The 26,645-nt window shown below is 61.8% G+C and carries 27 protein-coding genes; 17 read left to right on the forward strand and 10 right to left on the reverse strand.

Annotation, left to right across the window (positions count from 1 at the left end; all coding sequences use genetic code 11):
• The first annotated feature begins 16 nt into the window (after nucleotides 1-16).
• Entirely contained in the window at nucleotides 17-682 is a 666-nt protein-coding gene (locus BTW07_RS15695) for a phosphoglycolate phosphatase (protein ID WP_075571125.1), read from the forward strand.
• 222 nt (nucleotides 683-904) lie between these two features.
• Complete coding sequence (gene trpE, locus BTW07_RS15700; RefSeq protein WP_075571158.1) at nucleotides 905-2,401, forward strand: anthranilate synthase component I; 1,497 nt, start codon at nucleotides 905-907, stop codon at nucleotides 2,399-2,401.
• 198 nt (nucleotides 2,402-2,599) lie between these two features.
• Here trpE and BTW07_RS15705 read toward each other — a convergent pair whose 3' ends face one another.
• Both BTW07_RS15705 and argF read right to left on the reverse strand, forming a co-directional pair.
• On the reverse strand, nucleotides 2,600-2,806 hold the full coding sequence (locus BTW07_RS15705; protein WP_075571126.1) for a hypothetical protein: 207 nt from the start codon (nucleotides 2,804-2,806) through the stop codon (nucleotides 2,600-2,602).
• 281 nt (nucleotides 2,807-3,087) lie between these two features.
• Nucleotides 3,088-4,005 (reverse strand): ornithine carbamoyltransferase, encoded by a 918-nt coding sequence (argF, locus tag BTW07_RS15710; RefSeq protein WP_075571127.1) that lies wholly within the window; start codon nucleotides 4,003-4,005, stop codon nucleotides 3,088-3,090.
• 410 nt (nucleotides 4,006-4,415) lie between these two features.
• Here argF and grxD point away from each other — a divergent pair, with 410 nt between their 5' ends.
• A complete protein-coding gene (grxD, locus tag BTW07_RS15715) occupies nucleotides 4,416-4,760 on the forward strand; it encodes a Grx4 family monothiol glutaredoxin (protein ID WP_075571128.1) in 345 nt (114 codons plus the stop codon).
• Between the two features lie 98 nt (nucleotides 4,761-4,858).
• On the opposite strand, the gene rnt is transcribed toward grxD, so the two are convergent.
• Nucleotides 4,859-5,524 (reverse strand): ribonuclease T, encoded by a 666-nt coding sequence (gene rnt, locus BTW07_RS15720; protein WP_075571129.1) that lies wholly within the window; start codon nucleotides 5,522-5,524, stop codon nucleotides 4,859-4,861.
• Nucleotides 5,525-5,717: 193 nt separating this feature from the next.
• On the opposite strand from rnt, the gene BTW07_RS15725 reads away from it, so the two are divergent.
• The 4 genes from BTW07_RS15725 (at nucleotide 5,718) to BTW07_RS15740 (ending at nucleotide 8,799) form a co-directional block, all read left to right on the forward strand.
• On the forward strand, nucleotides 5,718-6,938 hold the full coding sequence (locus tag BTW07_RS15725; protein ID WP_075571130.1) for an argininosuccinate synthase: 1,221 nt from the start codon (nucleotides 5,718-5,720) through the stop codon (nucleotides 6,936-6,938).
• A 69-nt stretch (nucleotides 6,939-7,007) separates the two neighbouring features.
• Complete coding sequence (locus BTW07_RS15730) at nucleotides 7,008-7,328, forward strand: HlyU family transcriptional regulator (protein ID WP_075571131.1); 321 nt, start codon at nucleotides 7,008-7,010, stop codon at nucleotides 7,326-7,328.
• A gap of 167 nt (nucleotides 7,329-7,495) precedes the next feature.
• Nucleotides 7,496-8,158, forward strand: a complete 663-nt coding sequence (locus tag BTW07_RS15735; protein ID WP_075571132.1) for a glutathione S-transferase family protein — start codon at nucleotides 7,496-7,498, stop codon at nucleotides 8,156-8,158.
• A 113-nt stretch (nucleotides 8,159-8,271) separates the two neighbouring features.
• Entirely contained in the window at nucleotides 8,272-8,799 is a 528-nt protein-coding gene (locus tag BTW07_RS15740; protein ID WP_075571133.1) for a DUF1161 domain-containing protein, read from the forward strand.
• Nucleotides 8,800-8,826: 27 nt separating this feature from the next.
• On the opposite strand, the gene nth is transcribed toward BTW07_RS15740, so the two are convergent.
• The 3 genes from nth to metG form a co-directional block, all read right to left on the reverse strand.
• Nucleotides 8,827-9,465, reverse strand: a complete 639-nt coding sequence (gene nth / locus BTW07_RS15745) for an endonuclease III (protein WP_075571134.1) — start codon at nucleotides 9,463-9,465, stop codon at nucleotides 8,827-8,829.
• Nucleotides 9,462-10,496 carry an RnfABCDGE type electron transport complex subunit B gene (locus BTW07_RS15750; RefSeq protein WP_075571135.1) on the reverse strand — a complete coding sequence of 345 codons (1,035 nt, stop codon included), beginning with the start codon at nucleotides 10,494-10,496 and terminating at the stop codon, nucleotides 9,462-9,464. The genes nth and BTW07_RS15750 overlap by 4 nt, the downstream gene beginning before the upstream one ends.
• Before the next feature lie 209 nt (nucleotides 10,497-10,705).
• Nucleotides 10,706-12,766, reverse strand: a complete 2,061-nt coding sequence (gene metG, locus BTW07_RS15755) for a methionine--tRNA ligase (RefSeq protein WP_075571136.1) — start codon at nucleotides 12,764-12,766, stop codon at nucleotides 10,706-10,708.
• A 216-nt stretch (nucleotides 12,767-12,982) separates the two neighbouring features.
• On the opposite strand from metG, the gene BTW07_RS15760 reads away from it, so the two are divergent.
• The 9 genes from BTW07_RS15760 (at nucleotide 12,983) to dcd (ending at nucleotide 21,254) form a co-directional block, all read left to right on the forward strand.
• Nucleotides 12,983-13,408: a DoxX family protein gene (locus BTW07_RS15760; RefSeq protein WP_232823734.1), complete on the forward strand. Its 426-nt coding sequence runs from the start codon at nucleotides 12,983-12,985 to the stop codon at nucleotides 13,406-13,408.
• Between the two features lie 75 nt (nucleotides 13,409-13,483).
• Nucleotides 13,484-14,413, forward strand: a complete 930-nt coding sequence (locus tag BTW07_RS15765) for an AEC family transporter (protein WP_075571137.1) — start codon at nucleotides 13,484-13,486, stop codon at nucleotides 14,411-14,413.
• 41 nt (nucleotides 14,414-14,454) lie between these two features.
• Nucleotides 14,455-16,842 (forward strand): DNA polymerase II, encoded by a 2,388-nt coding sequence (locus BTW07_RS15770; RefSeq protein ID WP_075571138.1) that lies wholly within the window; start codon nucleotides 14,455-14,457, stop codon nucleotides 16,840-16,842.
• Between the two features lie 168 nt (nucleotides 16,843-17,010).
• Complete coding sequence (locus BTW07_RS15775; RefSeq protein WP_075571160.1) at nucleotides 17,011-17,280, forward strand: hypothetical protein; 270 nt, start codon at nucleotides 17,011-17,013, stop codon at nucleotides 17,278-17,280.
• A gap of 251 nt (nucleotides 17,281-17,531) precedes the next feature.
• Nucleotides 17,532-18,260: a glutathione S-transferase gene (locus tag BTW07_RS15780; protein ID WP_075571161.1), complete on the forward strand. Its 729-nt coding sequence runs from the start codon at nucleotides 17,532-17,534 to the stop codon at nucleotides 18,258-18,260.
• A gap of 80 nt (nucleotides 18,261-18,340) precedes the next feature.
• On the forward strand, nucleotides 18,341-18,856 hold the full coding sequence (gene luxS, locus BTW07_RS15785; RefSeq protein ID WP_075571139.1) for an S-ribosylhomocysteine lyase: 516 nt from the start codon (nucleotides 18,341-18,343) through the stop codon (nucleotides 18,854-18,856).
• 184 nt (nucleotides 18,857-19,040) lie between these two features.
• Entirely contained in the window at nucleotides 19,041-19,502 is a 462-nt protein-coding gene (locus tag BTW07_RS15790) for a tellurite resistance TerB family protein (RefSeq protein WP_075571140.1), read from the forward strand.
• Between the two features lie 97 nt (nucleotides 19,503-19,599).
• Nucleotides 19,600-20,457, forward strand: coding sequence for an iron-sulfur cluster carrier protein ApbC (apbC, locus tag BTW07_RS15795; RefSeq protein WP_075571162.1), 858 nt, complete (start codon nucleotides 19,600-19,602; stop codon nucleotides 20,455-20,457).
• Nucleotides 20,458-20,687: 230 nt separating this feature from the next.
• Nucleotides 20,688-21,254 carry a dCTP deaminase gene (gene dcd / locus BTW07_RS15800; RefSeq protein WP_075571141.1) on the forward strand — a complete coding sequence of 189 codons (567 nt, stop codon included), beginning with the start codon at nucleotides 20,688-20,690 and terminating at the stop codon, nucleotides 21,252-21,254.
• Nucleotides 21,255-21,381: 127 nt separating this feature from the next.
• On the opposite strand, the gene BTW07_RS15805 is transcribed toward dcd, so the two are convergent.
• The 3 genes from BTW07_RS15805 to purM form a co-directional block, all read right to left on the reverse strand.
• Entirely contained in the window at nucleotides 21,382-22,467 is a 1,086-nt protein-coding gene (locus BTW07_RS15805) for an aldo/keto reductase (RefSeq protein WP_075571142.1), read from the reverse strand.
• A 192-nt stretch (nucleotides 22,468-22,659) separates the two neighbouring features.
• The gene (gene purN, locus BTW07_RS15810) at nucleotides 22,660-23,409 is read right to left on the reverse strand and encodes a phosphoribosylglycinamide formyltransferase (RefSeq protein WP_075571143.1); all 750 of its coding nucleotides are present in this window, start codon (nucleotides 23,407-23,409) and stop codon (nucleotides 22,660-22,662) included.
• Complete coding sequence (gene purM, locus BTW07_RS15815; protein WP_075571144.1) at nucleotides 23,406-24,500, reverse strand: phosphoribosylformylglycinamidine cyclo-ligase; 1,095 nt, start codon at nucleotides 24,498-24,500, stop codon at nucleotides 23,406-23,408. Before purM ends, purN begins: the two co-directional genes overlap by 4 nt.
• Before the next feature lie 295 nt (nucleotides 24,501-24,795).
• Here purM and hda point away from each other — a divergent pair, with 295 nt between their 5' ends.
• On the forward strand, nucleotides 24,796-25,497 hold the full coding sequence (gene hda / locus BTW07_RS15820) for a DnaA regulatory inactivator Hda (protein WP_075571145.1): 702 nt from the start codon (nucleotides 24,796-24,798) through the stop codon (nucleotides 25,495-25,497).
• A 22-nt stretch (nucleotides 25,498-25,519) separates the two neighbouring features.
• Here hda and BTW07_RS15825 read toward each other — a convergent pair whose 3' ends face one another.
• Nucleotides 25,520-26,533: a LysR substrate-binding domain-containing protein gene (locus BTW07_RS15825; protein WP_075571146.1), complete on the reverse strand. Its 1,014-nt coding sequence runs from the start codon at nucleotides 26,531-26,533 to the stop codon at nucleotides 25,520-25,522.
• Nucleotides 26,534-26,645 lie beyond the last annotated feature (112 nt).

The raw sequence follows: 26,645 nt of genomic DNA on the forward strand, positions 1-26,645 counted from the left end.
TCACAAGGGAGCTCTCATGCATCCGCTGCTTCACGATATTCGCCTGGTGGCATTCGACCTCGACGGAACGCTGATCGACTCCGTCCCTGATCTGGCTGCGGCAGTGGATGGCATGCTCGTCGAGCAGGGCTTCGAGCCGGTGGGCGAGGCCAGGGTTCGCGATTGGGTCGGCAATGGATCCCGCAAGCTGGTGGAGCGCGCGCTGGCCAGTGTCGTGGGCGAGGCGCCAGATGCGTCACTGATCGAAGCGAGTCACGATCACTTTCTGCGCCATTATCACGCGGCGCCCTGCGATCAGACCCGCGTGTATCCCGGCGTGAGGGAGGCGCTGGATGCCCTCGAGGCGGAGGGATTCATCGTCACCCTGATCACCAACAAGCCGGCGGCGTTCATCGACCCGATTCTCGAAGCGCTGGATTTGCGCCGCTATTTTCGTACCACGCTGGGCGGGGATTCGCTGCCGCAGCAAAAGCCGCATCCGGCGCCGTTACTGCATCTGGCGACGCAGTACGGGGTCGATCCCGCGCAGTGTCTGATGGTGGGGGATTCGCGCCATGACGTGGAGGCGGGGAGGCGCGCGGGCTTTCGCACGCTGGCGGTGTCCTACGGGTACAATCACGGCGAACCGGTGGTCTCCAGCCGCCCGGATGGCGTAGTTGAATCGCTCCGGGAACTCGTTTAGGGTTTCCGAATCGGCGCCACGGCAGATGTGGCGCCGGTTTTGTGTACCTTCCCGGTGTTTTCCCGTTCCTCCTTCGACCGAGCTTTGACATGCGACCGGATACCCAACGTCTTTTCAGCCCCAGCGCGTCGATTCGCCACGTCACGTGTTGGCGATGGTGACTGTCAGCCGATTCCCTCGATTGCCGATTGCTGATTTTCACTGCTGGAGCCCGGTCCCATGATGACCCCTGATCGCTTTGCCGAGCTGGCACAAGCCGGCTACAACCGTATTCCGGTCACCCGAGAGGTGCTGGCCGATCTGGATACGCCGCTTTCCACCTATCTCAAACTGGCCGACGCGCCCTGGACCTTTCTGCTCGAGTCGGTGCAGGGCGGAGAGAAGTGGGGCCGTTACTCGATCATCGGTCTGCCCAGCCGGGAGCGCATCGAGGTTCGTGGCTTTACCGTTCGACATATCGTCGACGGAGAACAGCACGGCGCCAGCGAGGTCGAGGATCCGTTGGCGTGGATCGAGCGGTTCCAGTCACGTTTCAAGGTGCCCCAGCTCGACGATCAGCCGCGCTTCGATGGCGGCCTGGTCGGTTATTTCGGCTACGACACCATCCGCTACATAGAGCCCAAGCTGCGTACCGCGCTCGCTGCCGAAAAGCCCGATCCCATCGGGGTGCCGGATATTCTGCTGATGGTGTGCGACGATCTGGTCGTCTTCGATAATCTCTCGGGTCGTCTTCAGCTGTGGACGCATGCCGACCCGGAGACGCCTCACGCCTACGCCAACGCCATCGAGCGTCTCGAGACGCTGGAGCTGAAGCTCCGCAGTGCCACTTTCAACACGCTGAGCCCGGGAACGGGGCGTGCGGACGTGGCCGAGGACGATTTTCATGCCAGCTTCAGCGAGCAGGGTTACAAGGACGCGGTCGCCAGGATCAAGGAGTACGTGCTGGCGGGCGATGTAATGCAGTGCGTGCCGTCCCAGCGCATGTCTATCCCTTACCAGGCGCCGCCGCTGGATCTCTACCGTGCGCTGCGCAGTCTCAACCCGTCTCCCTACATGTTTTTCCTGAATCTCGACGATCATCATGTGATCGGTTCCTCGCCGGAAATTCTGACCCGGCTGGAAGACGGCGAAGTGACCGTGCGCCCCATTGCGGGCACGCGGCCGCGCGGCGCCACGCCGGAGCAGGACAAGGCACTGGAAGAGGAGCTGCTGGCCGATCCCAAGGAGATTGCCGAGCACCTGATGCTGATCGATCTGGGGCGCAACGATATCGGCCGCATCAGCCAGGTCGGAACCGTCGAATTGACCGACAGGATGGCGATCGAGCGCTATTCTCACGTCATGCACATCGTGTCCAACGTCACCGGCAAGCTCAGCGAGGGCATGTCGGCGATGGACGTGCTGCGGGCGACCTTCCCGGCGGGTACGCTCTCGGGCGCGCCCAAGATCCGGGCGATGGAGATCATCGACGAACTCGAACCGGTCAAGCGCGGCATCTATTCCGGCGCGGTCGGGTATCTTTCCTGGCACGGTAACATGGACATGGCGATCGCCATTCGTACCGCCGTACTGAAGGATGGCGAGCTGCATGTACAGGCCGGTGGCGGGATCGTGGCCGACTCCGACCCCGACGACGAATGGAACGAGACGCTCAACAAGCGTCGTGCGCTGTTTCGCGCCGTGGCGATGGCCGAGAAGGGGCTTGATAACCTCGAGTGACGGCTGCCAGCGCGGGCTCGACCCTGGGTCCGCGTTCTTCGGTCGAGCGCAGTCATCGATCCGGGTGACTGGCGCTCGAGGCGGGCCATGTCGACAACATGGCGGCTGTCGCAAGTGCTCGAAGCCTATCGCAAGTGCTCGAAGCCTATCGCAAGTACCGGACGCCTATTGCGAGTGCCTGACGTCCATCGCGAGTCCCTAACGCTCTCGGTGCGAGACGTCGATGCGGAGATCGTAATCCTGTGCTCCCAGCATCCAGGTGACGTTGAGCACCTTGATCGGAAACCCATCCAGCATGATGTCCTCTTCCGGGCGCGGGGCGACCGGCAATGTCATGACACCGTTGCTATCGCAGTAGGGATGGCCGATCGGGGCACCATCCTGAAATAAAACCACTCGAATCATTCTGCTCTCCTTCCGTGGGTCCAAAACCTGTTTCTTCCAGAAACGCCGGGATCCAGAAATACGGTATCCAGAGAAGACCTCGCTTCGATGTCACCAGTATTGGTCAGGGAGCGCGATGTCTCCAGTGCCGATGACGCTAAAGGCTCTGCCATTTAACATCCTGCAAACAACGAGAAGCGGGAAACGCGACAGGAAAATGAAGCAGGGGATTCGGTTCCGTCGGAACGCGCGGCAGGAGACGCCGCGTGCCAGTGCGCGCGGCGGGGGCGACGTAGAAGCTCTCAGTCGACCTGGCCGAGCAGCAGAAACTCGATCAGCGCCTTCTGAGCATGCAGCCGGTTGCCCGCTTCCTGCCACACGACCGCTCGCGGGTCGTCGAGTAGCGTGGTGCTGATCTCCTCTCCGCGGTGCGCCGGCAGGCAGTGCAGGAAGAGGGCATCTTGAGCGGCCTGATCCAACAGGGCTTCGGTGACCTGGAACCCGGCGAAGTCCCGTTCGCGCTTGGCCTGCTCTTCTTCCTGCCCCATCGAAGCCCAGACGTCCGTGGTTATCAGGTCGGCGCCGCGAACGGCGTCGCTCGGGGCGCGGACGATGACGGCATGCTCGCCGGCGGCATCGAGAATGTCCTGACGCGGCTCGTAACCCTCCGGGCAGCAGATCCTCAACTGGAAATCGAACCGACGTGCAGCGTTGATCCAGGAGTGGCACATGTTGTTGCCGTCACCGATCCAGACCGCCGTCTTGCCTTTCACCGGCCCGCGGCACTCGGTCCAGGTCATGACATCGGCCAGTAGCTGACACGGGTGATAGTCGTCGGTGAGCGCGTTGATTACCGGCACCGAGCTGGCGGCGGCGAACGCCTCGAGCCCCGCATGGGAAAAGGTCCGGATCATGACCGCATCGACCATTTCGGAGAGCACGCGAGCGGTGTCGCCAATCGGCTCGCCCCGGCCGAGCTGGGTATCACGCGATGACAGGAACAGTGCATGCCCGCCGAACTGTGCCATGGCGGTTTCGAACGAGACGCGAGTCCGGGTCGATGACTTCTCGAAGATCATCGCCAGGGTGCGATTGCTGAACGGCGTGTAGACCGGGCCGTCGGCCTTCAGGCGATTCTTGATCGTGATCCCGCGCTGGATCAGGTAGGCCAGCTCGTCGGCGGAGAGATCCAGCAGGGTCAGAAAATGGCGTGCGCTCATGGGCGGCTTCCTGTCGTGGCTTGACGTTGAGACATTGGCTACAAGGCATGCGGCAATATCCAGGCGCGCCGCACGGCGAATTCGAGATCGTCGGCCGCAATCGCGGGCTACCCACGCGGTCGACTCGGGAAAAACGAAAAAAGCGCCGCGCCCCAAGCGCCGGCAAGGGCGTTTGGCGAGACGGCGCCGGGATCGGCCGGTCATGCGTTTGCTGCGGTGGTGGCCGATCCGTGCGAAAGCCAATCATCCTAACCAGCCCCCGCGGGCGGCGCAATGGCCCGGCCGGAGCTTCAAAGGGTAGCGGGGGTGTTTTCAGACGATGTCATCAGTAGAATGGGAATACGGTCATTCACACTCGCGTACACGCGAAGAGTCGGCATCGACCTTCTCTTCCCGCTATAGGACGTCTCATGAGCGATACCATCGAAGCGATCAAGCAGCAGATCAGTGACAACGCGATTCTGCTTTACATGAAGGGGTCGCCCCAGTTGCCGCAGTGCGGCTTCTCGGCCCAGGCGGTTCAGGCGCTGATGGCCTGCGGCGAGAAGTTCGCGTTCGTCAATATTCTGGATAACCCGGATATTCGTACCGAGCTGCCGAAGTACGCCAGCTGGCCGACGTTCCCTCAGCTGTGGATCGATGGTGAACTGGTCGGCGGTTGCGACATCATCGTCGAGATGTATCAGAACGGCGAGCTGGAGCCGATGGTCAAGGCGGCTGCGGCCAAGTCGGCCGAGGCTTCCAGCGACAGCTGAGTCATCCTTTCGAGCCTCGTCTCCGAGACGCCCCGTCATCGCACGGGGCGTCTTTCGTTTCGAGGTTCAGTCGTTTCGAGATTCAGCCGTTTCGGGATTCAGATCTCGTCGAGCCCTTGTTCCTTCATGGCCAGATTCCAGCCGCCGAGATCCTTGAAGCGGTTGATGATGGCGCAGAAGAGTTCTGCGGTGCGTTCGGTGTCGTAGCTCGCCGAATGCGCCGAGGAGCTGTCGAAATCGATACCGGCAGCCTGACAGGCGCGCGCCAATACGGTCTGGCCATAGGCCAGTGCCGACAGCGTGGCGGTGTCGAAGCTCGAGAATGGATGGAAGGGGTTGCGCTTGATGTTGCAGCGGTTGATGGCGGCGTTCAGGAAGCCTTGGTCGAACGAGGCGTTGTGGCCTACCAGAATCGCTCGCGTACAGTCGTGGGACTTGATGGTCTTGCGAATCGGCTTGAAGATGCCATCCAGGGCTTCTCTCTCGCTCACCGCAATTTCCTTGCGGAAGGCACTGGAAAGATCGATGCCGGTGAAATCCAGGGCGGACCGTTCGACATTGGCGCCCTCGAATGGCTCGACGTGAAAGGCGATCGTATCGAGGGGCAGCAGATTGCCTTGCGCGTCCATCGTCAACGGCACGGCGGCAATTTCCAGTAGTGCATCCGTGGCGGAATTGAATCCACCGGTCTCGATATCTACCACCACCGGGAGATACCCGCGAAAACGCTGCGCCATCAGCTCCTTCGTGCTGGCGTCCGACATGCGATGACTCCCATTCCCTTGATGTGGTAGTGATGATGAAATCGCGTAGAGTCTAGCAGTTCAGGTCATTGGCGTCCCTTGGCTTGGTGTTCGCCGCGGCTTCGGGACGCTATAATCCACGATTTGCCCGGTCACTGATCGCTGCATCCCGCAAACCTCGCCCATCAATTCCATATTGCTAAGGAGCTGTCGCATGTCCGATGTCAAAAAGGTCGTCCTCGCTTATTCCGGCGGCCTTGACACTTCCGTGATCGTGAAGTGGCTGCAGGAGACCTACGCTTGTGAAGTGGTCACCTTCACCGCCGATATCGGTCAAGGGGAAGAGGTCGAGCCGGCCCGAACCAAGGCGCAGGCGCTCGGGGTCAAGGAGATCTACATCGAGGACTTGCGGGAAGAGTTCGTCCGCGATTACGTCTACCCGATGTTCCGCGCCAATACGATCTACGAAGGCGAGTATCTGCTCGGCACCTCGATTGCGCGACCGCTGATCGCCAAGCGTCTGATCGAGATCGCCAACGAGACCGGTGCCGATGCGATTTCCCACGGTGCCACCGGCAAGGGCAACGACCAGGTGCGCTTCGAGCTGGGCGCCTACGCGTTGAAGCCGGGCGTCAAGGTCATCGCCCCGTGGCGCGAATGGGATCTCAACTCGCGCGAGAAGCTGATGGCCTATTGCGAAGACAACGACATCCCGGTCGATTTCTCCAAGAGCAAGAAGAAGTCGCCGTACTCGATGGACGCCAACCTGCTGCACATCTCCTATGAGGGCGGCATCCTCGAGGATCCGTGGGCCGAGGCGGAAGAGGAGATGTGGCGCTGGAGCGTTTCGCCGGAAGCGGCGCCGGACCAGCCCACCTATATCGAGCTGACGTACGAGAAAGGCGACGTCGTGGCGATCGACGGCGAATCGCTCAAGCCGCACGAAGTGCTGGCCAAGCTCAACAAGCTGGGCGGCGACAATGGTATCGGCCGTCTGGACATCGTCGAGAACCGTTACGTCGGGATGAAATCCCGTGGCTGTTACGAGACCCCCGGCGGCACCATCCTGCTGCGCGCGCACCGGGCGATCGAGTCATTGACGCTCGATCGCGAGGCGGCGCATCTCAAGGACGAGCTGATGCCCAAGTACGCCAAGGTCATCTACAACGGCTACTGGTGGAGTCCGGAGCGTCGCATGTTGCAGGCGGCGATCGATGAAACCCAGGAATTCGTCAATGGTGTGGTTCGCATGAAGCTCTACAAGGGCAATGCCATCGTGGTCGGTCGTCAGTCCGAGCAGTCGCTGTTCGACGAGTCGATCGCGACGTTCGAAGATGACGCCGGCGCCTATGATCAGAAGGATGCCGAGGGCTTCATCAAGCTCAACGCGCTGCGTCTGCGGATCGCGGCAGGCAAAGGTCGTTCCGCCAGCTGAAATGGCTCGGCGCTCCGGCCCCATCAATGATGCCGATGCAGTCGTCGGTATGCGTATCGGGAGCAACGTATGTTGAAGAAACTGTTCTCCAGCCTGCTGGGTGGCGGTTCGGAGCCCAAGTCGGCGAGCGGGAAGTCGACGTCCGCACCGGCGCGGGAGCCGGTCGAGTACAAGGGCTTCCTGATCGTACCCGAGCCGCAGGATGCCGGCGGTCAGTACCGGGTCAGCGGCTGGATTCGCAAGCCGGTCGAAGGTGGCGAAACGCTGGAGCGCCGGTTCGAGCGCTCCGATGTCGTCCCTGGCGAAGATGCCTGTGTCGAGTTGACGGTCGCCAAGAGCCAGCGTTACATCGATGATATCGGCGACGAGATGTTCGAGCAGGAGCATTGATGATGTCCGACTGATCCTGCCGACGGCGCCATTACGGCGCCGTTTTTGCGATTGGCGGCTTTACCGATAACTTCCTATGGTTAAGTCAGCTCGTTCCAGTCCATCCGGCAATTTGACAAGCCCCTGGATTCTCGAAGCATTCGAACTACCGGCAGGGAAGGCCGCCCATGATTACCGTGCATCATCTCGAAAACTCCCGTTCGCAACGTATTCTCTGGTTGCTTGAAGAGCTGGGGGCCGAGTACCGGATTCGAACGTACCGTCGTGACCCCGGAACGCTATTGGCGCCACCCGAATTGAAGAAGGTGCATCCATTGGGCAAGTCGCCGGTGATCACCGACGACGCCTACACGGTGGCCGAGTCCGGGGCGATCGTCGAATATCTCGTCGCCCGCTACGATGGCGATGCGCTGGTGCCGGAAGCGGGCACACCCGAACGTCTGCGCTATATCCACTGGCTTCACTACGCAGAAGGTTCGGCCATGCCGTTGCTGGTGATGAAGCTGGTGTTCTCGAAGCTGGGTAAGCCACCGGTGCCCGCGATCATCCGTCCGATCGGGAAGTTGCTCGCCGCCGGGGTCCGTCAGAAATTCCTCGATCCGCAGCTCCGTCTGCATCTCGACTACTGGGAAAGCGAGCTTGAACACTATGCCTGGTTTGCCGGAAACGATTTCAGCGCCGCCGATATCCAGATGAGCTTTCCGCTTCTGGCCGCAGAAAGTCGTACCGATTTATCCAATTATCCTAATATTAAGAGGGTGCTCGAGGAGATGCGCGAGCGGCCCGCCTATCAGCGAGCGATCGAGAAAGGAGGGGAATTTCGACTGTGAGATGTTTCGATAGCGGAGCTGTCGAGACGGGTCACGCGTGGCTGGGTATCACTCGTGTGCGAGTTGGCGAACGACATGCCAGTCTCGCGCGGCAAATGGGTCGAGGAGTTTCTATGCGTGCCTTTATCGGAAAGACCGCCGTCATGGTCGGATTGTTGAGCGGTGCCGCACTGGGATCGTCACTGGCGTGGGCGCAGGGCCAGGCGGAGCAATCGCCTTTCGATCAGCAGCCGGAAACCCGGCTGGCTTGTGAGCGCCTGAAAGCGCAGATCGACCAGACCATCCGTGACAATGGGGCGCGACACTTTCTGCTCGAGATCGTCGATAACGCTCAGGTGGAAGATGATGTCGTCCGAGAGGGCGAAAGCTTTGCCGGGGCCGAGGTGGTTGGCAGTTGTGATGGTGGCACGCGTAAGGTGGTCTATCGTCGCGACGGAGCCACGGAAATGAGTTCCGCTTCCCCGCAGGAAACCTCGTCGGGAGCCGATCCCGCAGGCGTTCAGGGCGATGCCGAGGGTGGCGACGGCAGTCGTTTGCCGGAAACCGCCCCCGTCGCACCGGAATCCAGTGGCGAAGATGCCTTGCCCACACCGGAGTCGGAAAATCTGGACGCTGGGCAGGAGCCGGAATCCAGCCCCTGATCTTGGGGTTCGATTGTCAACCGTTCGTCAGGCGATATCGATCTTGTCCGGATACTCGCACAGGTCCTCGATCACGCAGCTCCCGCAACGAGGCTTGCGTGCCAGGCAGGTGTAGCGGCCATGGAGAATCAGCCAGTGATGGGCGTCCTTGAGGTACGCCCTTGGCACATGACGCATCAACTTGTTCTCGACTTCGACCACGTTCTTGCCCGGGGCGAGTCGAGTGCGGTTGGACACACGAAAAATGTGCGTATCCACTGCCATGGTCAGCTCGCCGAACGCCGTGTTCAGAATCACGTTGGCGGTCTTGCGGCCGACGCCGGGTAGCGCTTCCAGCGCTTCCCTCGTTCGCGGGATGTCGCCATGGTAGCGCTGGTCGAGAATTTGGCAGGTCTTCATCAGATTCTCGGCCTTGGTGTTATACAGGCCGATGGTCTTGATGTGCGCTTTCAAGCCGTCGATGCCGAGATCGATGATCGCCCGGGGCGTATTGGCCACCGGGAACAGCCTGGCCGTCGCCTTGTTGACGCCCACGTCCGTTGCCTGTGCCGACAACAGCACCGCAGCCAATAACTCGAAGGGCGTCGTCCAGTTCAACTCCGTGGTTGGGTTGGGGTTATGGGCCTTGAGACGGGCAAAAATCCGTTCACGTTTGGTCGCGTTCATGAGGTCGTTCCGTCATCGTCGCCGCTGCTATCGGCGGACAGATTGGCCGTGGACTGGCCGGCCTCGATTCGATTGGCCGGAGTCTCGTTGGCAAGGGTGATGAGCCGCTCCGCCGCGCGTATCTTGTCTCGCGCCCGGTCGACATCTTCCTGATTGCCCTGACGCTGAAAGTGAGCGAGTTCCTGACGTGCCTTGCGCACGGCCTGCTCTGCCGCTGCCACGGCAATATGCTGGTGATCGCGAGTCGGGCCGTCATCGGGCGATGCCGACGCCAGCTGGCGCTCCACGGTATCGAGCTGGGCGTCGAACCCGGCCAGGCGCTCGAGCAGTGCGGCGCGCGACGCCTCGTCGGCTTTATCCAACTGGCGTTGCACGCGTTTCCGACGTGCCGTCAGGGTCGCCCTCTGCGCTTTGAGGGCCGTGACATCGATTTCGGCGGACGGCCCGCACGTTTCCGTGGGTGGCGCGACAGGCGAACGCGCCGCGGCGGCGCGTCGCTCCCGCTTGCGGCGCTTCTCTTCGGCCTTGCGGGCCAGACGCGCGTTGCGTGCGGTGTAGCGTCGGCGGCCGTTGTCGGCACGCCAATCGAGATATCGCTGCTGCTCGGCGTCGTTTCGGGCAGCGGCCCACCGGGGATGCTCGACGAGATCAATGCAGTCGACCGGGCAGGGCGCCACGCAGAGTTCACAACCGGTGCACTCGGATTCGATCACCGTGTGCATCTGCTTCGCGGCACCGAGTATGGCATCCACCGGGCAGGCCTGAATGCACTTGGTACAGCCGATGCATTCGGCTTCGCGAATCACCGCCAGAAGCGGTGTCTGGGGCGGCTCGATCAGTTCGAGAGGGGGTTGGCCAGTGAGCGTTGCCAGTCGATCACGGGTGACCTCACCACCGGGCGGGCAGCGGTTGATCGCCTCTCCCTCGACGATCGCCTCCGCGTAGGGGCGACAGCCGTCATGCCCGCACTTGCCGCATTGAGTCTGCGGCAATTCGGCATCGATGCGTTCAACGGTAATGGCGACTGTCATGAGATTTCCGAAAGCGGGACGAACGACCGCCCCCTGGCAGGGACAGCGCGGCATTATAGTCTTTTGCCACGGACGCTTCGAGATTCAGGCCTGCAATCCGGCCCAGGCAAAACGCGCGACCGGAGCCGCGCGTTCGTAGAGTCTGACGCCGCCGGCCAAGCTCTGTCTGAAGAATCGGCGAGCGCAGGCATTTTTCAGACAGAGCGTAATCAGGTGACTCGCTGGCCGGGCTTGGCGCCGCTGTCCGGCGACATCAGATAGATTCCGCCTTCATCGCCCGCAGCCAGCACCATGCCTTCCGAGACACCGAAGCGCATCTTGCGCGGCGCCAGGTTGGCGACCATCACCGTGAGCCGGCCTTCCAGCGCTTCCGGCGCATAGGCCTTGCGGATCCCGGAGAACACGGTGCGCGTTTCGCCACCGAGATCGAGGGTCAGCTTGAGCAGCTTGTTGGAGCCTTCGACATACTCGGCTTTCTCGATCTTCGCGATCCGCAGGTCGACCTTGATGAAATCGTCGAACGCGATCTCGTCGCTGATCGGTTCGATGGCGGAGACGCTGTCCGCCTCGGCATCGGATGGGGCCTTCCCGGTCAATTTCTTCTCCTCTGCGAGCACTTCCCTGGAGGCGTCGATCATGGCATCGATCTTGTCGCTTTCGACGCGAGTCATCAGCGGCTTGAACTTGCCGATGACGTGGCCTTCCAGCACGTGCTGGCGACTTTCCCAGTCGAGGCTGTCGATCTGCAGGAACAACCGCGCCTGCTCGGCCATCGCCGGCACGACCGGCTGCAGGTAGACCATCAAGGTCCGGAAAAGATTGAGGCCCACCGAGCAGATATCGATCACTTCCTGTTCGCGGCCCTCTTCCTTGGCCAGCACCCAGGGGGCTTTATCGGCGATATAGGTATTGGCTTCGTCGGCCAGCTCCATCACCTTGCGCATGGCGCGGCCGAACTCGCGCGCCTCGAAGTCGGCGGCGATCTCGTCACCGGCGTAGATGAACTTTGCCATCAGTTCCGGCTCGGCACAGGTCGAGGAGAGCCGGCCGTCGGCGAGTTTCTTGATGAAGCCGGCGCAGCGGCTGGCGATATTGACTACCTTGCCGACCAGATCCGAATTCACCCGAGCCGTGAAGTCCGCGAGATTGAGATCGAGATCGTCGACGCCGGAGGTCAGCTTGGCGGCGAAGTAGTAGCGCAGGTACTCCGGGTTGAGATACTCGGCGTAGGTCTGCGCCTTGATGAAGGTGCCGCGAGACTTGGACATCTTGGCGCCGTTGACGGTCACGAAACCGTGGCAGTTGACGCCGGTCGGCGTGCGCATGCCGGCACCTTCGAGCATCGCCGGCCAGAACAGCGCATGGAAGTAGACGATGTCCTTGCCGATGAAGTGATAGACCTCGGCGCGGGAATCCGCCTTCCAGTAGCTGTCGAAATCGAGTCCTTCGCGGTCGCACAGATTCTGGAAACTGGCGAGATAGCCGATCGGCGCGTCCAGCCAGACGTAGAAATACTTGCCCGGCGCATCGGGGATCTCGAAGCCGAAGTAGGGCGCATCGCGGGAGATGTCCCATTCGTTGAGACCCGCTTCGAACCACTCCTGCAGCTTGTTGGCGATCTGCGGTTGCACGCGACCGGAGCGCGTCCACTGTTTCAGGAAGTCTTCAAAATCCGGCAACTTGAAGAAGTAGTGGGTCGAAGTCCTTACTTCCGGCGTGGCGCCGCTGATCGCCGAGACCGGATTGATCAGCTCTGCCGGCGTGTAGGTTCCGCCGCACACTTCGCAGTTGTCGCCGTACTGGTCTTCGCTGTGACACTTGGGACAGGTGCCCTTGATGAAGCGGTCGGCCAGGAAAAGCCCTTTGACCGGATCGTACATCTGCTCGATATCGCGGGTGCTGATGTGACCGGCATCGCGCAGCGCGGTATAGATGCGCTCGCTGTGGACGCGGTTCTCTTCCGAGTGGGTCGAGTGGTAGTTGTCGAAGGCGACGCCGAACCGGGCAAAATCCGCCTGGTGCTCTTCACTGACCTTGGCAATCAGCTGCTCGGAGGTAATGCCTTCCTGCTCGGCGCGCAGCATGATCGCGGTACCGTGGGCATCGTCCGCGCAGACATAATGGCACTGGTGGCCGCGGCTCTTCTGGAAACGCACCCAGATATCGGTCTGGATATATTCCAGCAGGTGGCCCAGATGGATCGAGCCGTTGGCATAGGGCAGCGCGCTGGTAACGAGGATCTGGCGCGAAAGCGAGGCGTTGTTCGACATGGCGACTGGAACATTCCCGTAACGAAACCCGAGGCGGCGCGGTATCGAAGGCCCCACGGGATGGATAGGCTGAAAACTTGGTCGACGATTGTAGCACTGATGGCAGTGACTTTGCGCCGGAAAGGGCGCGCTGCCATGAACCCGACGGCCCGGCAGGGAGGCCTGGTCGCGAGTGTTCTATGCTTCTGATGTCGGTTCATTCACTTTCCGAGACTGGTGACTTCCATCGCTTCTCATCGTCGTGTCTGGCGCATTGCAGGCCTCTCTCTCGTCTTCATCTGGTTCGCGGTGGGTGGTATCGGCCACTTCGTGATGCTGGATGCATTTGTCTCGATTATTCCACCGGGTTTGCCCTGGCCCGAGGCGGCGGTGCTGATCAGCGGCTTCTTCGAGCTGCTGGGTGCCGTGGGTATCTTGCTGCCGCGCTATCGGTCGCTGGCGGGGTGGGGATTGGTTGCGCTGACGATCTGCGTGACGCCGGCCAATGTCTACATGTGGCTGCACCCTGAACTATTTCCCATGGTGCCGGAGTGGCTGCTGTCGTGGCGCTTGCCGTTTCAGGGATTTCTGCTGTTCTGCATCATCGCCTCGACACAGCCTCGTCGTCTTGCCAGGCCGGACGGATCTCGCCAGCCAGAGTGAAAGCCAGCTCGCGCCGGTTTCGGGTGTTACAGTTAGCGGCCAAACCACTATAGTCCGCCGCGTCAGGAGCCCGGGATGGCTGATATCGACCTCTCACAGTCACTGTGGATGCTGCTCATTTTCGTGGCTCTGGGCTGGGTGGCCGGGCGGCTCTTGAAAGTCGACCCGCGACCGATCGCGACCCTGCTCGTCTACATCATTTCGCCGCTGACCTTCTTTCACGGCCTGACCCAGGGGCAGCCCAGCCCCGACAAGCTCGTCCTGACGGGCAGTGTATGGCTGCTGGCAGCGTTTTTGTGCGTGATCGTCAATGTCGTGGCCGCGCGCTTTTTTGCCGATCAGGAGCGGGCGTTACTGGCCTTTTCGGCGGGAACCGGCAATACCGGTTATTTTGGCTTTCCGATCGCGCTGGTACTGCTGCCGCCGGAGGGCGTCACGCTCTATCTCTTCTGCATGCTGGGCATCTCGCTCTACGAATTCACGGTCGGCTTCTACGTCAGTGCCCGCGGACGTTTTTCGGTCAGGGAGAGCCTCGTCAGACTGGCGAAGCTGCCGCTGATCTACGCGTTCCTGGCCGGCATGCTGATCAGCGCACTCGATTGGTACCTTCCCGAGGTCGCCGCAGAGGGGCTCGACTACTTCAAGTACTGCTTCACCGTGCTGGGCATGATGATCATCGGCATGACGCTGGGGCGTGTCACGTGGCGGGCGTTCGACGGACGCTTCGTGGCTGCCTGTGTGCTGGTGCGCTTTGTCGTCTGGCCGCTGGCGACGCTGCTGATGGTGATTCTCCTGCGAGCGAGCGTGGGCATTTCGGATTCGCTGGTGCTGGCGTTTCTGCTGATCGGCGCGGTACCGATGGCCGCCAACGTGGTCGTCATTGCCATGGAGCTGGAGATTCGGCCCGAGAAGGGGGCCATCGCGGTTTTGATCACCACCCTGGCCGCGCCCTTGTTGATACCGATCTACCTCGGGTACGTACTGCCCTGGGTGCTCACTTTCTGAAACGAGCGGGATGAGTGTCCACTATCGTGCAAGAGACTTCCGTGGAAAGGAATTTCGTCGAAAGGCAGGGCTTCATCTTGACCCGTCACTGGCAGGACACGCCGGCCGGTACGGATGTCTCGCTGTGGCTGGCCACCGACGATGGGCCGCGGCTGGTGCACTTGCCGCCTCAGATTTCGGTGGCTTTCTTTCCGACAGATCAGCGCGAGGCCGTCGAGCGCCTGATCCGCGCCGAACGCGATGTCGAACTGCGTGAACTGGAGCTGAAGGACTTCGATCAGCGACCGGTGGCGGGGCTGTATTGTCGGCACCATCGTCAGCTGATGAATCTGGAACGGCGTCTCGGCGATGCCGGCATCGATGTGTTCGAGGCCGATGTGCGGCCGCCGGATCGCTACCTGATGGAGCGATTCATCACCGCCCCGGTCAGGGTCACCGGCCGCGAGATCGAGGACGGTACGATTCTGGACGCCCAATTGAAGCCGGCGCCGGATTACCGCCCGGCGCTGAATCTCTGCTCGCTGGATATCGAAACCAGCGAGCGCGGCGAGCTCTATTCGATTGGCCTGCACGGCTGCGGTCAGCGGGTCGTCTATATGCTCGGTCCATCGAAGGGTGAAGGAAGCGAAGCGGATCGCCAGCGCGATTTCGAGCTGGTCTACTGCGCGACGCGCGCCGATCTGTTGCATGCGCTCAACGCCTGGTTTGTGCGCTTCGATCCCGATGCGATCATTGGCTGGAGCGTGATCCAGTTCGACCTGCGCCAATTGCAGCGTCACGCCGAACGTTTGAACGTGCCGCTGCTGCTGGGGCGTGGCGGAGCGCCGATAGAGTGGCGCGCCCATGGCAACCAGCCCAATCACCATTTCGTCACTATCCCCGGGCGACTGGCGATCGATGGTATCGAGGCGCTACGGTCTGCGACCTGGAGCTTCCCGTCGTTCAGTCTCGAAAACGTGGCGCAGACCCTGCTCGGCGAGGGCAAGGCGATCGACAATCCTTACCAGCGGATGGCCGACATCAACCGCATGTTCGGCGAAGACAAGCCGGCGCTGGCGCGCTACAACCTCAAGGATTGCGAGCTGGTCACGCGGATTTTCGAACATACCCGGATCATGGACTTCCTGCTCGAGCGGGCAAGCGTGACGGGCTTGGCCGCGGATCGTAGCGGCGGCTCGGTCGCGGCGTTTTCGCATCTCTATCTGCCGCGCATGCATCGGCTGGGGTTCGTCGCGCCGACACTGGGGGCCCGTGACGGCGAGGACAGTCCCGGTGGCTACGTCATGGACTCTCGCCCCGGGCTCTACGACTCGGTACTGGTGCTCGATTTCAAGAGCCTGTATCCCTCGATCATCCGTACGTTTCTGATCGATCCGGTCGGGTTGATCGAAGGTCTGCGCACGCCGAATGAGGCCCAGTCTGTGCCCGGCTTCCTGGGCGCACGGTTTTCGCGTTCGACCCACGCCTTGCCAGCGATCGTCGAACGGGTATGGAAAGGTCGCGAGGCGGCCAAGCGCGACGGCAATGCGCCGTTGGCCCAGGCGCTCAAGATCATCATGAATGCGTTCTACGGCGTGCTGGGTTCGCGTGGCTGCCGGTTCTTCGATCCGCGCCTGGCGTCGTCGATCACCATGCGTGGCCATGAAATCATGCGCCGGACACGGGAACTGATTGAAATCGAAGGTTATACCGTTATCTATGGTGATACCGACTCGACGTTCGTGTGGTTGGGCAGCGCGCATGATGCCGAAGCGGCCGATGCGATCGGTCAGCGACTGGTCGCGCTTGTCAACGAGTGGTGGCAGCGGCATCTGCGAGAGACTTTCGACCTGGAAAGCGCGCTGGAACTGCAGTTCGAGACGCATTTTACCCGCTTTCTGATGCCAACCATCCGGGGCACGGAAGAGGGCAGCAAGAAGCGTTACGCGGGAGTAGTGCGCGAGGCCGATGGCAGTGAACGGCTGATATTCAAAGGGCTGGAATCCGTGCGTGGCGACTGGTCGGCGTTGGCGAAGACATTCCAGCGCGAGCTCTACCGACGGATCTTCGCGGGGGAAGCCTATCGCGACTATGTGTGCGAGACCGTCCGGGAGACGCTGGCGGGATCGAACGACGACATGCTGGTCTACCGCAAACGGCTGCGTCGCAAGCTCGACGATTACCAGCGCAATGTACCGCCGCATGTCCGGGCCGCGCGGTTGGCTGACGATTTCAATCGTCGGATGAAACGGCCATTGCAATATCAGAACGGTGGCTGGATCCGCTATGTGATGACCGTTGCCGGCCCCGAGCCGCTGGAGAACCAGCGCTCGGCGATCGATTACCAGCACTACGTCAGCCGCCAACTGGCGCCTGTCGCCGATGGCATCCTGCCCTTCATGGGAGATGACTTCGCCAGTTTGACCGATCAACAGCTGGGGCTGTTCTGACGCCTGTCGAGGTCGTCAGGACGACGCGGCCGACCTGACGCGAAAAGGCGTTGACGCCACCATCGAAGCGGTGATATCTAGCCGCTGCCGGCAACCGTGCCGGCGCTGCGCCGGTTCGTCATCCACGCCCGTGGAGAGAGTCAGGCGCTTTTCGAGGACTTATTCACGATGGCATTGCGCCGTATGCTGATGGCGTCTGGTTTGGTCGTGGCGATGGCCGGCTGCGCCTCCAACACCTTTGCGCCCAATTATCAGTCGAACAATACCGATGTTCTCCGAATTGGCGGCGAGCGTCCGGACGCGGCCGCGCCGGCGGTAGAGAATCTCGGTTCGTTCTGCGTCCAGACCACCCAGCAGTGGAATGATCAGGGTAGAACGCCGGATGACCAGCGGTTGTGGGTGAAGAGCACGTTACGCCAGGCCGTGGCGTGTCGCTGAGTTAGCGATACGTTCGATTGCTCATTTGCCGTAACCGATCAAGGCAGTCGCGCCTCGATCATTCGACAGGCTCGAACTCAAGCGGTTCGGGCCTGTTTTTTTATCCTATGCTGAAGGGCGAATTTCACCGCCGACTCGACTGCTACCGCGCCGGGTTGTTCCGTGGCGATCTCGGCGCCATGTCGCGATTCCGTACTTCAGCGGCGCTGGGGACATCCACCGATGAACCGCATCGCAAGGGGAGAGAAAAAATGACCTACGAACTCTACTACTGGCCCGGCATTCCCGGACGCGGCGAATTCGTTCGCCTGGCGTTGGAAGACGCGGGCGTGGACTATCGCGACGTGGGCAAGCAGTCCGCCAACAGCGGCGGTGGCGCGGGCGCCGTCAGCGAGTTCATTCACGGCCAGGCGGCAGGGCAGCCGCATTTTGCGCCGCCCGTGTTGAAAGCCGGTGAGTTGGTGATTTCTCACGTCGCCAACATTCTGCAGTTTCTCGGTCCCCGGCTCGGGCTGGTGCCGGATGACGAAGCCAGCCGACTCTGGACCCATGGATTGCAACTGACATTGACGGACTTCGTGGCCGAGATTCACGATACTCACCATCCGCTCGGCGCTTCGCTCTATTACGAAGATCAGCAGCAAGAGGCGAAGCGCCGTGGGGCGATCTTCGTGCAGGAGCGATTGCCCAAGTTTCTCCATTACTTCGAGCGGGTACTGTCGGTCAACGCCGGCAACGAGGCCTACCTGGTAGGCACGGCGCACAGCTATGTCGACCTGTCGCTGTTTCAGGTGGTGACGGGGCTGCGTTATGCCTTCCCCCGGGCGATGGATCGGCTGGAACCCGAGCTGCCCGAGGTGACGGCGCTGGTCGATCGCGTCAGCCAGCGGCCTAGGCTCTCGGCCTACCTGACGTCGGATCGGCGGCTCGATTTCAACGACAGCGGGGTGTTCCGGCACTACCCCGAACTTGACACCTGACGATCTGGAGCCGGCACATGACAGCGCCGATTAGCGTGCTAAAGTAGACAGTCAGCCGGACACGTCAACAAGGAGGCAACATGCCACTACTCGATAGTTTCATGGTCGATCACACCAAGATGAAAGCACCCGCGGTGCGAGTCGCCAAGCAGATGAAGACGCCGGGCGGTGACAATATCACCGTTTATGACCTGCGCTTTTGCATTGCCAATGACGAGATTCTTTCCGAGCGCGGCATTCACACACTCGAGCATCTGTTTGCCGGATTCATGCGTCAGCACCTCAATGGCGATGGTGTCGAAATCATCGACATTTCGCCGATGGGGTGTCGCACCGGGTTCTATATGAGCCTGATCGGTCACGTCGACGAGCAGACCGTAGGCACGGCCTGGAAAGCCGCGATGGAAGATGTGCTGGCGCTGACGGATCAGAAAGCGATTCCCGAGCTGAACATCTATCAGTGTGGTACGGCGGAAATGCATTCGCTGGACGAAGCGCAGCAGATCGCCCGCAACGTCACCACGCGCGGTATCGGGGTCAACTCCAACAGCGAGCTCAAGCTGACCCAGGAGTTCCTCGCCGCTCACGGCGCGTAACAGACGCAACTGGCAGCCGCTGGCTGTCAGCGGCCGCGCGAAAACCCGCAACTCCGGTTGCGGGTTTTTCGTTTTGAAAGATGGCTTTGACGAATCGATCGAGTTTTCCTTTGATGAACCTTTGGTGCGTTCGGTGTCAAAACGTTACCCATTTTATCGCCGTTTACCGCAGGGGGATTGACCAGTGCTCGACACCGTTCAGCAGTTCTTCCAACGCGTTCTGGCCGCGCCGGAATCCGATGATCGTAATGCCATTTCGCCACAGTTGGCCGTTGCGGCGTTGTTCAGTGAGGTGCTGCGCGCCGACTACGAAGTCGATCCTCAGGAGTTGGCGACGCTGCGCCGGCTCCTGATGGATCAGTTCTCGCTGGATGAGGCCGCCGCCGATGCGCTGATTCAGCAGGCGCAGCAGCAGATCGAGCAGGCGGTGGATCACTTTCAGTACGTGTCGCTGCTCAACGAACGTTACAGCTACGATCAGCGCGTCGAGCTGATTGCGGGGATGTGGCGGCTGGCTTACGCCGACCACGAGCTGGCCGCGCTCGAGGAGCATCGTATCCGGCGTCTGGCCGATCTGCTCTATGTGACCCACAGCGATTTCATTCGCACCAAGCTCGTCGTGCTGGAGGAGTTCGAACGCCCCTGAGGGCCGTGGCCCGAGATCCGTCGCGGTCGCCGCGCTGGCGCCTGCTTCGATCAGGCGCGAACGCTATTTCCGAGCGTGCCGCTAGGGTATGGGCGCCATGGGTCGTTATACTGGTCACCAGTCATGCGTTGAACGTTGCAAGGAGGGGTTCGTGATCGAGGGCATCAAACATATCGTGGCCGTGGCATCCGGCAAGGGCGGCGTCGGCAAGTCAACCGTGACTGCCAACCTGGCGTTGGCGATGGCGGCGGAAGGGTATCGCGTCGGCCTGCTCGACGCCGATATCTACGGGCCCAGCCAGGCCCGGATGCTGGGGCTGCCCGAGAATACCCGGCCCGAGGTGATCGACGAGAAGAGCATGAAACCCGTGATGGCGCACGGCATCCAGGCGATGTCGATGGCATTCATGGTCGATATCAATCAGCCGATGGTATGGCGTGGGCCGATGGTCTCCGGCGCTTTCCAGCAGTTGCTCAATCAGACGCTATGGAACGACCTCGATTTCCTGTTCATCGACATGCCGCCGGGCACCGGCGACATCCAGTTGACGCTGGCGCAGAAGGTGCCGGTGGATGGCGCGGTGATCGTCACCACGCCGCAGGACATCGCCTTGCTCGACGCGCGCAAGGGCATCGAGATGTTTCGCAAGGTCAACGTGCCCGTGCTGGGCGTGGTCGAAAACATGAGTCTGCACGTGTGCTCGAGCTGCGGCCATAGCGAGCCGATCTTCGGCGCCGGTGGCGGTGAGCGCATCGCCGAGCAGTACGACACGCAACTGCTGGGCCAGTTGCCGTTGCAGCTGTCGATCCGCGAGCAGGCCGATGGTGGCAGGCCAAGTGTCATCGCCGATCCGGACGGCGAAGTCGCCGCGACGTTTCGGGCCATGGCGCGGAAAGTCGCCAGCGGTGTCGCCGAACAGGATACCGGCGGCCCGACGATTTCGTTCAGCGACTGACCATGCCGGTCGGGTGGATGCGCTCTGTGCCGCGCAGGCTTCTGCCCGCTCGCCGTTTTCCGGGTGGTGTTCCGTGCCTAACCTTCCCTTTACGAGGGCGCCGTTTCCTCTCTTTTCCTTTTCTTTCAAGAAATCGGGCCGCTATCATGTTGCCCCATCAACACACTTCAGTCATTTCGGCCAATTCGTGACACCACGATGACGGCAGTTTCTGTCCCAAGGACACCTGCATGAGCATTAAATCCGACAAGTGGATTCGCCGTATGGCGGAGCAGGAAGGCATGATCGAGCCGTTCGAAGCCGATCAGGTCCGCCACGTGAACAACCAGCGCGTGATCTCCTACGGCACGTCCAGCTACGGCTACGACGTGCGCTGTGCCGACGAGTTCAAGGTGTTCACCAATATCCACTCGGCGGTGGTCGATCCCAAGGCGTTCGACGAGAAGAGCTTCGTCGATATCAAGGGCGACGCCTGCGTGATCCCGCCCAACTCGTTTGCGCTGGCGCGCACCATCGAATATTTCCGCATCCCGCGTAGCGTGCTGACGATCTGCCTGGGCAAGTCGACCTATGCCCGCTGCGGTATCATCGTCAACGTGACGCCGCTGGAGCCGGAGTGGGAAGGGCACGTGACCCTCGAGTTTTCCAACACCACCAACCTGCCGGCGCGCATCTATGCCAACGAAGGGGTGGCGCAGATGCTGTTTCTGGAGTCCGACGAGGTCTGTGAAGTCTCCTACAAGGACCGTGGCGGCAAGTACATGGGTCAGCGTGGGGTAACGTTGCCACGCACCTGAAAGAACTATCCGCGTTGGCAACACTGCGTTGAGACGGCCGACAAATCGTCAATCCTGACAATTTGTCGGCCGTTTTTCCTTGCTTTGTCTTCCTCGCTTACGTCTTCAAGCGGTTAGCTGATTATCATTAGGCCGAACGATCATCGGTTCGATTCCTGATGGTCTCACCGAAGCCGTCAAGGAACGGCTTTTCTGCCGGATCCAGACGATCCATGCCCGAGACCACACGATGCCAGTACGGGTAGAGCGGCGCCGGGCGAGTCAGCTGCTCGAGACGTTGGTGCTCTTCCGGACTCAGGTTCAGGTCGGCCGCGGCAAGGTTGTCGCGCAGATGCTCTTCGGTGCGGGCACCGACGATCAACGAGGTCACGCCCGGACGATCCTTCAACCACGCCAGACACACGCGAGGAATGGAGCAGCCGTGGGCCTCGCCGATGGCGGCCAGCGCCTCGATGATATCGTAGGCGCGCTCCATGTCGTGAACGTAGGGCTCCGGCCAGCCGTTGCCCTGGCGGGTGTTCGGCGGCGTCTTCTGACCCCGGCGTACCTTGCCGGTGAGGAAACCTTCGCCCAGCGGCCCCCAGATCAGCGAGCCGACATTCTGGTCGATCGCCAGGGGCATCAGCTCGTACTCCGCTTCGCGGGACTCCGGGGTGTAGTAGATCTGCTGGCTGATCGGCTTGATCATGTTGTGCGTCTCGGCCTTGCCGAGTGTCTTCATCATCTGCCAGCCGGTGTAGTTGGACGTCCCCCAATAGCGCACCTTGCCGCTGGCGACCAACTGATGCATGGCCTCGAGTGTCTCCTCGATGGGGGTGACGCCGTCCCAGTTATGTAACTGGTAGAGATCGATGTGATCGGTGCCCAGGCGCTTCAGACTGGCCTCCACTGCACGGATCAGGTGATAACGCGAGGCGCCGGAGGCGTTGGGATCGTTGCCCAGCGGGCTTCGGCCCTTGGTGGCGAGAATGATGTCTTGGCGCTTGCTGCCCAACGCCTTGCCGGTGATTTCCTCGGCCAGACCGAGAGAGTAGAGATCGGCGGTATCGACCAGGTTGACGCCAGCGTCGAAGGCGATATCGAGCAACTTCTTGGCCCCTTTGACGTCGACGCTCGCCGCTTTTTCGAAACCGTTGGCGCCGCCGAATGGCACCGTGCCCAACGTCAGCGTCGAAACCATCAGTCCTGAATGGCCTAGCGGACGATAATCCATATCGTTTCTCCTCCTTGCTTGCTGAAACTTCCGCCAGTGACAGCTTTTGCCGATGAAAACAGTCATCGACAGAAGTTCTCGCTGACTGAAACGAGTGGCCCGGCAGTGCGCCGGGCGACTGCGTAGTATCAGTCTGGCAAAGATTGCCGTCAGGGCAAGGGGAGGGGAGACGTCAGGCCGCTGATCCCACGGTCAGTCGTCGAGATCTTCGTCCAGCTCTTCGGCGGCATCGGCGTGAGACATGCGCAGGCCGGTCGGGGGCAGCGGAATGTCATCCAGCGTCGCCTTTCCTTGCGGAGACAATTTGACGCGGCCTTCGAGGAACCAGCGCACCGCAATGGGGTAGATCAGATGCTCGCGAGCGTGGACTTTTTCGATCAGCGCATCGATGTCCTGATTCGGCTCGACGTTGACCACGGCCTGGATCACGACCGGGCCGCCGTCGAGCTCTTCGGTGACGAAGTGGACGCTGACACCATGTTCTTCGACGCCATCGGCCAGCGCGCGCTGATGCGTGTGCAGGCCCTGATAGGCGGGAAGCAGCGACGGGTGGACGTTGAGCATGCGACCCCGGTAGTGATCGACGAAGCCTGGCGTCAGAATCCGCATGAAACCCGCGAGCACGATGAGGTGGGGCTCGTGGCGATCGATCACTTTGATCAGTGCGGCGTCGAAAGCCTCGCGGGAATCGTATTCGCGGTGCGGCAGGGCCACCGCATCGACGCCGGCATCCTTGGCTCGCCGGAGCCCGTAGGCATCGGCCTTGTTGGAGACCACGGCAACGATGTCGCCGCCCAGTTCGTCATGCGCCTGGGCGTCCAGCAAAGCCTGCAGGTTGCTGCCGTTACCGGAGATCAGCACCACGACCCTCGGTTTTTCGGCGGCGGCCGCCTCGAAGTCGTTCAGGGTATCTTGCTGTTGTGAAGGATAGTCACCGCTCATGCCGGAAGATTCTCCAGTTGCACGGCGTCGTCTTCGGCGCCGCGGCTGACGATGTCGCCCAGACGATAGACCGTTTCGCCGCTGGCCTCGAGATGAGCGACCGCCTGATCGGCCTGATCGGGATCGACCGCGATGATCATGCCGATGCCGCAGTTGAGCACGCGGTACATTTCACGTTCCGCCACGTTGCCCTGCTGCTGCAGCCAGTCGAACACGGCGGGGCGCTGCCAGCGGCTGACGTCGATTCGCGCTGCCAGGTGGTCCGGCAATACCCGCGGCACGTTCTCGAGCAGCCCGCCGCCGGTAATATGGGAGAGCGCGTGGACGTCGACACCGCTGGAGCGGATCAGCGACAGCAGTGATTTGACGTAGATCCGAGTCGGCGCCATCAGCAGGTCCGCCAACGGCTTGCCTTGGAGCGTCTGGTCGAGCTTGCCGCCTCCGACCTCGAGAATCTTGCGGATCAATGAGTAGCCGTTGGAGTGCGGGCCGGATGAGGCCAGCCCCAGCAGCACGTCGCCTGCGCCGACCTTGCTGCCATCGAGAATCTCGGATTTCTCGACCACGCCCACGCAGAAACCGGCCAGATCGTAGTCGCTGCCCTCGTACATGCCGGGCATTTCCGCCGTCTCGCCACCCACCAGCGCGCAGCCGGCCTGGCTGCAGCCTTCGCCGATGCCGGTAACCACGTCGGCGGCAATATCGACATCCAGCTTGCCGGTGGCGTAATAGTCGAGAAACTGCAGCGGCTCGGCACCGGCGACCACCAGATCGTTGACGCACATGGCGACGAGATCGATACCGATGGTGTCATGACGGCCCAGGTCCATCGCCAGGCGCAGCTTGGTGCCGACGCCGTCGGTGCCGGAGACCAGCACCGGCTGGCGATAGCCGCTGGGAATCTCGCACAGGGCACCGAACCCGCCGAGCCCGCCCATGACTTCCGGCCGCGAGGTGCGCTTGGCGACGCCCTTGATCCTCTCGACCAGCGCATTGCCCGCGTCGATATCGACACCGGCGTCACGGTAGGTCAGAGACTGGGGGCTGAGCGAACGGGGCGCGTTCGGGGTATCGGAAGAAGAGCGCGTCATGACAGGACCTTTCTCGCGGAGCCAATGAATAGGGATGATGTTCAGCGGGGCGCATTGTAGCATTGCCTGCATTGAGGGGGCAGTCGAAGGACGACGGGAGCACAATGACAAGACTTCAAACCTGGGACGCGATCGCGGCGGCGTTGCCGGTCGCCGCGACGATCATGGCGACACGATGCGCCGTCCATGATCGCTACCGAGGCAGTCAGCTCTGCCACCGCTCGCAAGGTGCTGATACGTTTCCAGGCCTGGGCCTGGGCCTGGATCAGAGACAGAGCCGAGGGGATGAATCCCGATGAGACCAGGGCCGTCTCAACTGCCGCTCGGCGTCGGGCTACGCGATGACGCGACCTTTGCCAACTATCTGCCGGGAGACAACGCTTCTCTCGTGTCCCACCTGACTGGCCAGCTGGAGGAGGGTGGCGAGTCGTTTCTTTATCTGTGGGGCGCCGAGGGCGTGGGCTGTAGCCATCTGCTGCAGGCGGCATGTCACAACGCGGATGCCCAGGGCAAGCGAGCGCTCTATCTTCCGCTGGAAACGCTGGGGCACTTCCCACCGGATATCCTGGAGGAGCCGGAGCGTCTCGATCTGCTCGCGATCGACGATCTTCAGCGGGTGGTGGGGCGCAAACGGTGGGAGGAAGCGCTGTTTCACGGTTTCAACCGCCTGCGCGATGCCGGCAGGCGGCTGATCATCGCCGCCGACCGGTCGCCACGGCAGCTCGACGTCAAGCTGCCGGATCTGGCGTCTCGACTGAACTGGGGGATGGTATTCCACGCCCAGCCGCTGGACGATGCACAGCGGCTGGCCGCGCTCCAGCTACGTGACAAGGTGCGCGGAATGGAGCTGCCGGCGGAGGTCGGACGCTATATTCTCCACCGCGGGCCGCGTCAGCTGGATCCGCTGTTCGAGATGCTGTCGAGGCTCGATCAGGCGTCGCTGTCGGCCAAGCGCAAACTGACGATTCCCTTCGTCAAGCAAGCGCTGGAGTGGTAAACGGCGCTGGACCGCGCCCTTCTCAGAGCGTGACATCCCGGTAGTGAGGCGATGCGGCGCGAGCTTCCTTCGGGTCGAGCGCACGTCGCTCGCGAATCATCTGATGCAGCGTGCCCATCAGTTTTGCGGCGCCAGGCGACATTCGACGCTCGCGCAGGCTGATCAGTCCGAACGGCTGCACGCTCAGCGCATCCGTCGACGGCAGGATTGCGAAGCGCGGCTGCGTACACAGCAGATCCGCGACTTCCTGCGTGGTCACGGTGACCGAATCCGACTTGTCGACCATGGCCAGGGCCATATAGATATCCGGCGTGTTGATGATGCGTTGCGGAGGCGCCAGCTTGTGATGCAGAAACAGATGCTCGACGCGCTGGCGCATCAGCGCACCGGGGGGTTGAAGCACCCACGGATAATCCAGCATCGATGTCAGGTCGAAAGTGTCCCGCGAGGCAAGCGGGTGGCCAGCTCGACAGACGAAGCATAGCGCTTCCTCCCCGATCTCCTCGAACACGAAATCGCCGGCCGGCATCCCGCTGGGGATGCGGGCGATGGCGAAGTCGAACTCGCCGTCGCGCAGCCTCGGTACCAGGTTGCGACTGACGTCGACATCGATGTTGACCTCCAGATGCGGGCTGTCGCGGTGCACCCGCTCGACCGCGCTTGCCAGCAGGGTGACGGCCGGCGCCAGCACCGTGCCGATCGATACCGTCCCGGCGTTCCCTTCGCTGAGCGCGTTGATCTCGTCGCTCGCCTGAGCCAGCGACGTCAGCATGCCGCGGGCGTGGCGGATCAGGCTTTCCCCGTACCAGTTGGGGGTCACCCCCCGCGAATGCCGATCGAAAAGCGAAACGCCGAGCAGATGCTCGAGGTCTCCCAGCAGCTTGGATGCCGCCGGCTGACTCATGCCCAGCCGTTCCGCGGCCCGGTGGAGATTGCGGTGATCGTCCAGTGCCACGAACAGCTGAAGATGGCGGAACTTGAGCCGCACACGTAGAAACCAGTCCGGGGGGAGCAGGTCGGCAGAATGAAATTTCATGAAGCGATCTCGGTGGCGTATTCGACGTTTTTACAAGGCATGGTGGCGTGTTCCCGCATAGTCAGAACGGGCCGGTCGGTCTACGGTTTAAGCGATCGTCATCGGTATCGAT

Origin of the sequence: Salinicola socius, assembly GCF_001937195.1 — a bacterium.
Classification (GTDB): Bacteria; Pseudomonadota; Gammaproteobacteria; order Pseudomonadales; family Halomonadaceae; genus Salinicola; species Salinicola socius.

What these genes read in the sequence shown, in the direction of transcription:
- BTW07_RS15695 (WP_075571125.1), top strand. Translation starts at nt 17, where the DNA reads ATGCATCCGCTGCTTCACGATATTCGCCTGGTGGCATTCGACCTCGAC.
- trpE (WP_075571158.1), top strand. Translation starts at nt 905, where the DNA reads ATGACCCCTGATCGCTTTGCCGAGCTGGCACAAGCCGGCTACAACCGT.
- BTW07_RS15705 (WP_075571126.1), bottom strand. Translation starts at nt 2,806, where the DNA reads ATGATTCGAGTGGTTTTATTTCAGGATGGTGCCCCGATCGGCCATCCC.
- argF (WP_075571127.1), bottom strand. Translation starts at nt 4,005, where the DNA reads ATGAGCGCACGCCATTTTCTGACCCTGCTGGATCTCTCCGCCGACGAG.
- grxD (WP_075571128.1), top strand. Translation starts at nt 4,416, where the DNA reads ATGAGCGATACCATCGAAGCGATCAAGCAGCAGATCAGTGACAACGCG.
- rnt (WP_075571129.1), bottom strand. Translation starts at nt 5,524, where the DNA reads ATGTCGGACGCCAGCACGAAGGAGCTGATGGCGCAGCGTTTTCGCGGG.
- BTW07_RS15725 (WP_075571130.1), top strand. Translation starts at nt 5,718, where the DNA reads ATGTCCGATGTCAAAAAGGTCGTCCTCGCTTATTCCGGCGGCCTTGAC.
- BTW07_RS15730 (WP_075571131.1), top strand. Translation starts at nt 7,008, where the DNA reads ATGTTGAAGAAACTGTTCTCCAGCCTGCTGGGTGGCGGTTCGGAGCCC.
- BTW07_RS15735 (WP_075571132.1), top strand. Translation starts at nt 7,496, where the DNA reads ATGATTACCGTGCATCATCTCGAAAACTCCCGTTCGCAACGTATTCTC.
- BTW07_RS15740 (WP_075571133.1), top strand. Translation starts at nt 8,272, where the DNA reads ATGCGTGCCTTTATCGGAAAGACCGCCGTCATGGTCGGATTGTTGAGC.
- nth (WP_075571134.1), bottom strand. Translation starts at nt 9,465, where the DNA reads ATGAACGCGACCAAACGTGAACGGATTTTTGCCCGTCTCAAGGCCCAT.
- BTW07_RS15750 (WP_075571135.1), bottom strand. Translation starts at nt 10,496, where the DNA reads ATGACAGTCGCCATTACCGTTGAACGCATCGATGCCGAATTGCCGCAG.
- metG (WP_075571136.1), bottom strand. Translation starts at nt 12,766, where the DNA reads ATGTCGAACAACGCCTCGCTTTCGCGCCAGATCCTCGTTACCAGCGCG.
- BTW07_RS15765 (WP_075571137.1), top strand. Translation starts at nt 13,484, where the DNA reads ATGGCTGATATCGACCTCTCACAGTCACTGTGGATGCTGCTCATTTTC.
- BTW07_RS15775 (WP_075571160.1), top strand. Translation starts at nt 17,011, where the DNA reads ATGGCATTGCGCCGTATGCTGATGGCGTCTGGTTTGGTCGTGGCGATG.
- BTW07_RS15780 (WP_075571161.1), top strand. Translation starts at nt 17,532, where the DNA reads ATGACCTACGAACTCTACTACTGGCCCGGCATTCCCGGACGCGGCGAA.
- luxS (WP_075571139.1), top strand. Translation starts at nt 18,341, where the DNA reads ATGCCACTACTCGATAGTTTCATGGTCGATCACACCAAGATGAAAGCA.
- apbC (WP_075571162.1), top strand. Translation starts at nt 19,600, where the DNA reads ATGGGTCGTTATACTGGTCACCAGTCATGCGTTGAACGTTGCAAGGAG.
- dcd (WP_075571141.1), top strand. Translation starts at nt 20,688, where the DNA reads ATGAGCATTAAATCCGACAAGTGGATTCGCCGTATGGCGGAGCAGGAA.
- BTW07_RS15805 (WP_075571142.1), bottom strand. Translation starts at nt 22,467, where the DNA reads ATGGATTATCGTCCGCTAGGCCATTCAGGACTGATGGTTTCGACGCTG.
- purN (WP_075571143.1), bottom strand. Translation starts at nt 23,409, where the DNA reads ATGAGCGGTGACTATCCTTCACAACAGCAAGATACCCTGAACGACTTC.
- purM (WP_075571144.1), bottom strand. Translation starts at nt 24,500, where the DNA reads ATGACGCGCTCTTCTTCCGATACCCCGAACGCGCCCCGTTCGCTCAGC.
- hda (WP_075571145.1), top strand. Translation starts at nt 24,796, where the DNA reads ATGAGACCAGGGCCGTCTCAACTGCCGCTCGGCGTCGGGCTACGCGAT.
- BTW07_RS15825 (WP_075571146.1), bottom strand. Translation starts at nt 26,533, where the DNA reads ATGAAATTTCATTCTGCCGACCTGCTCCCCCCGGACTGGTTTCTACGT.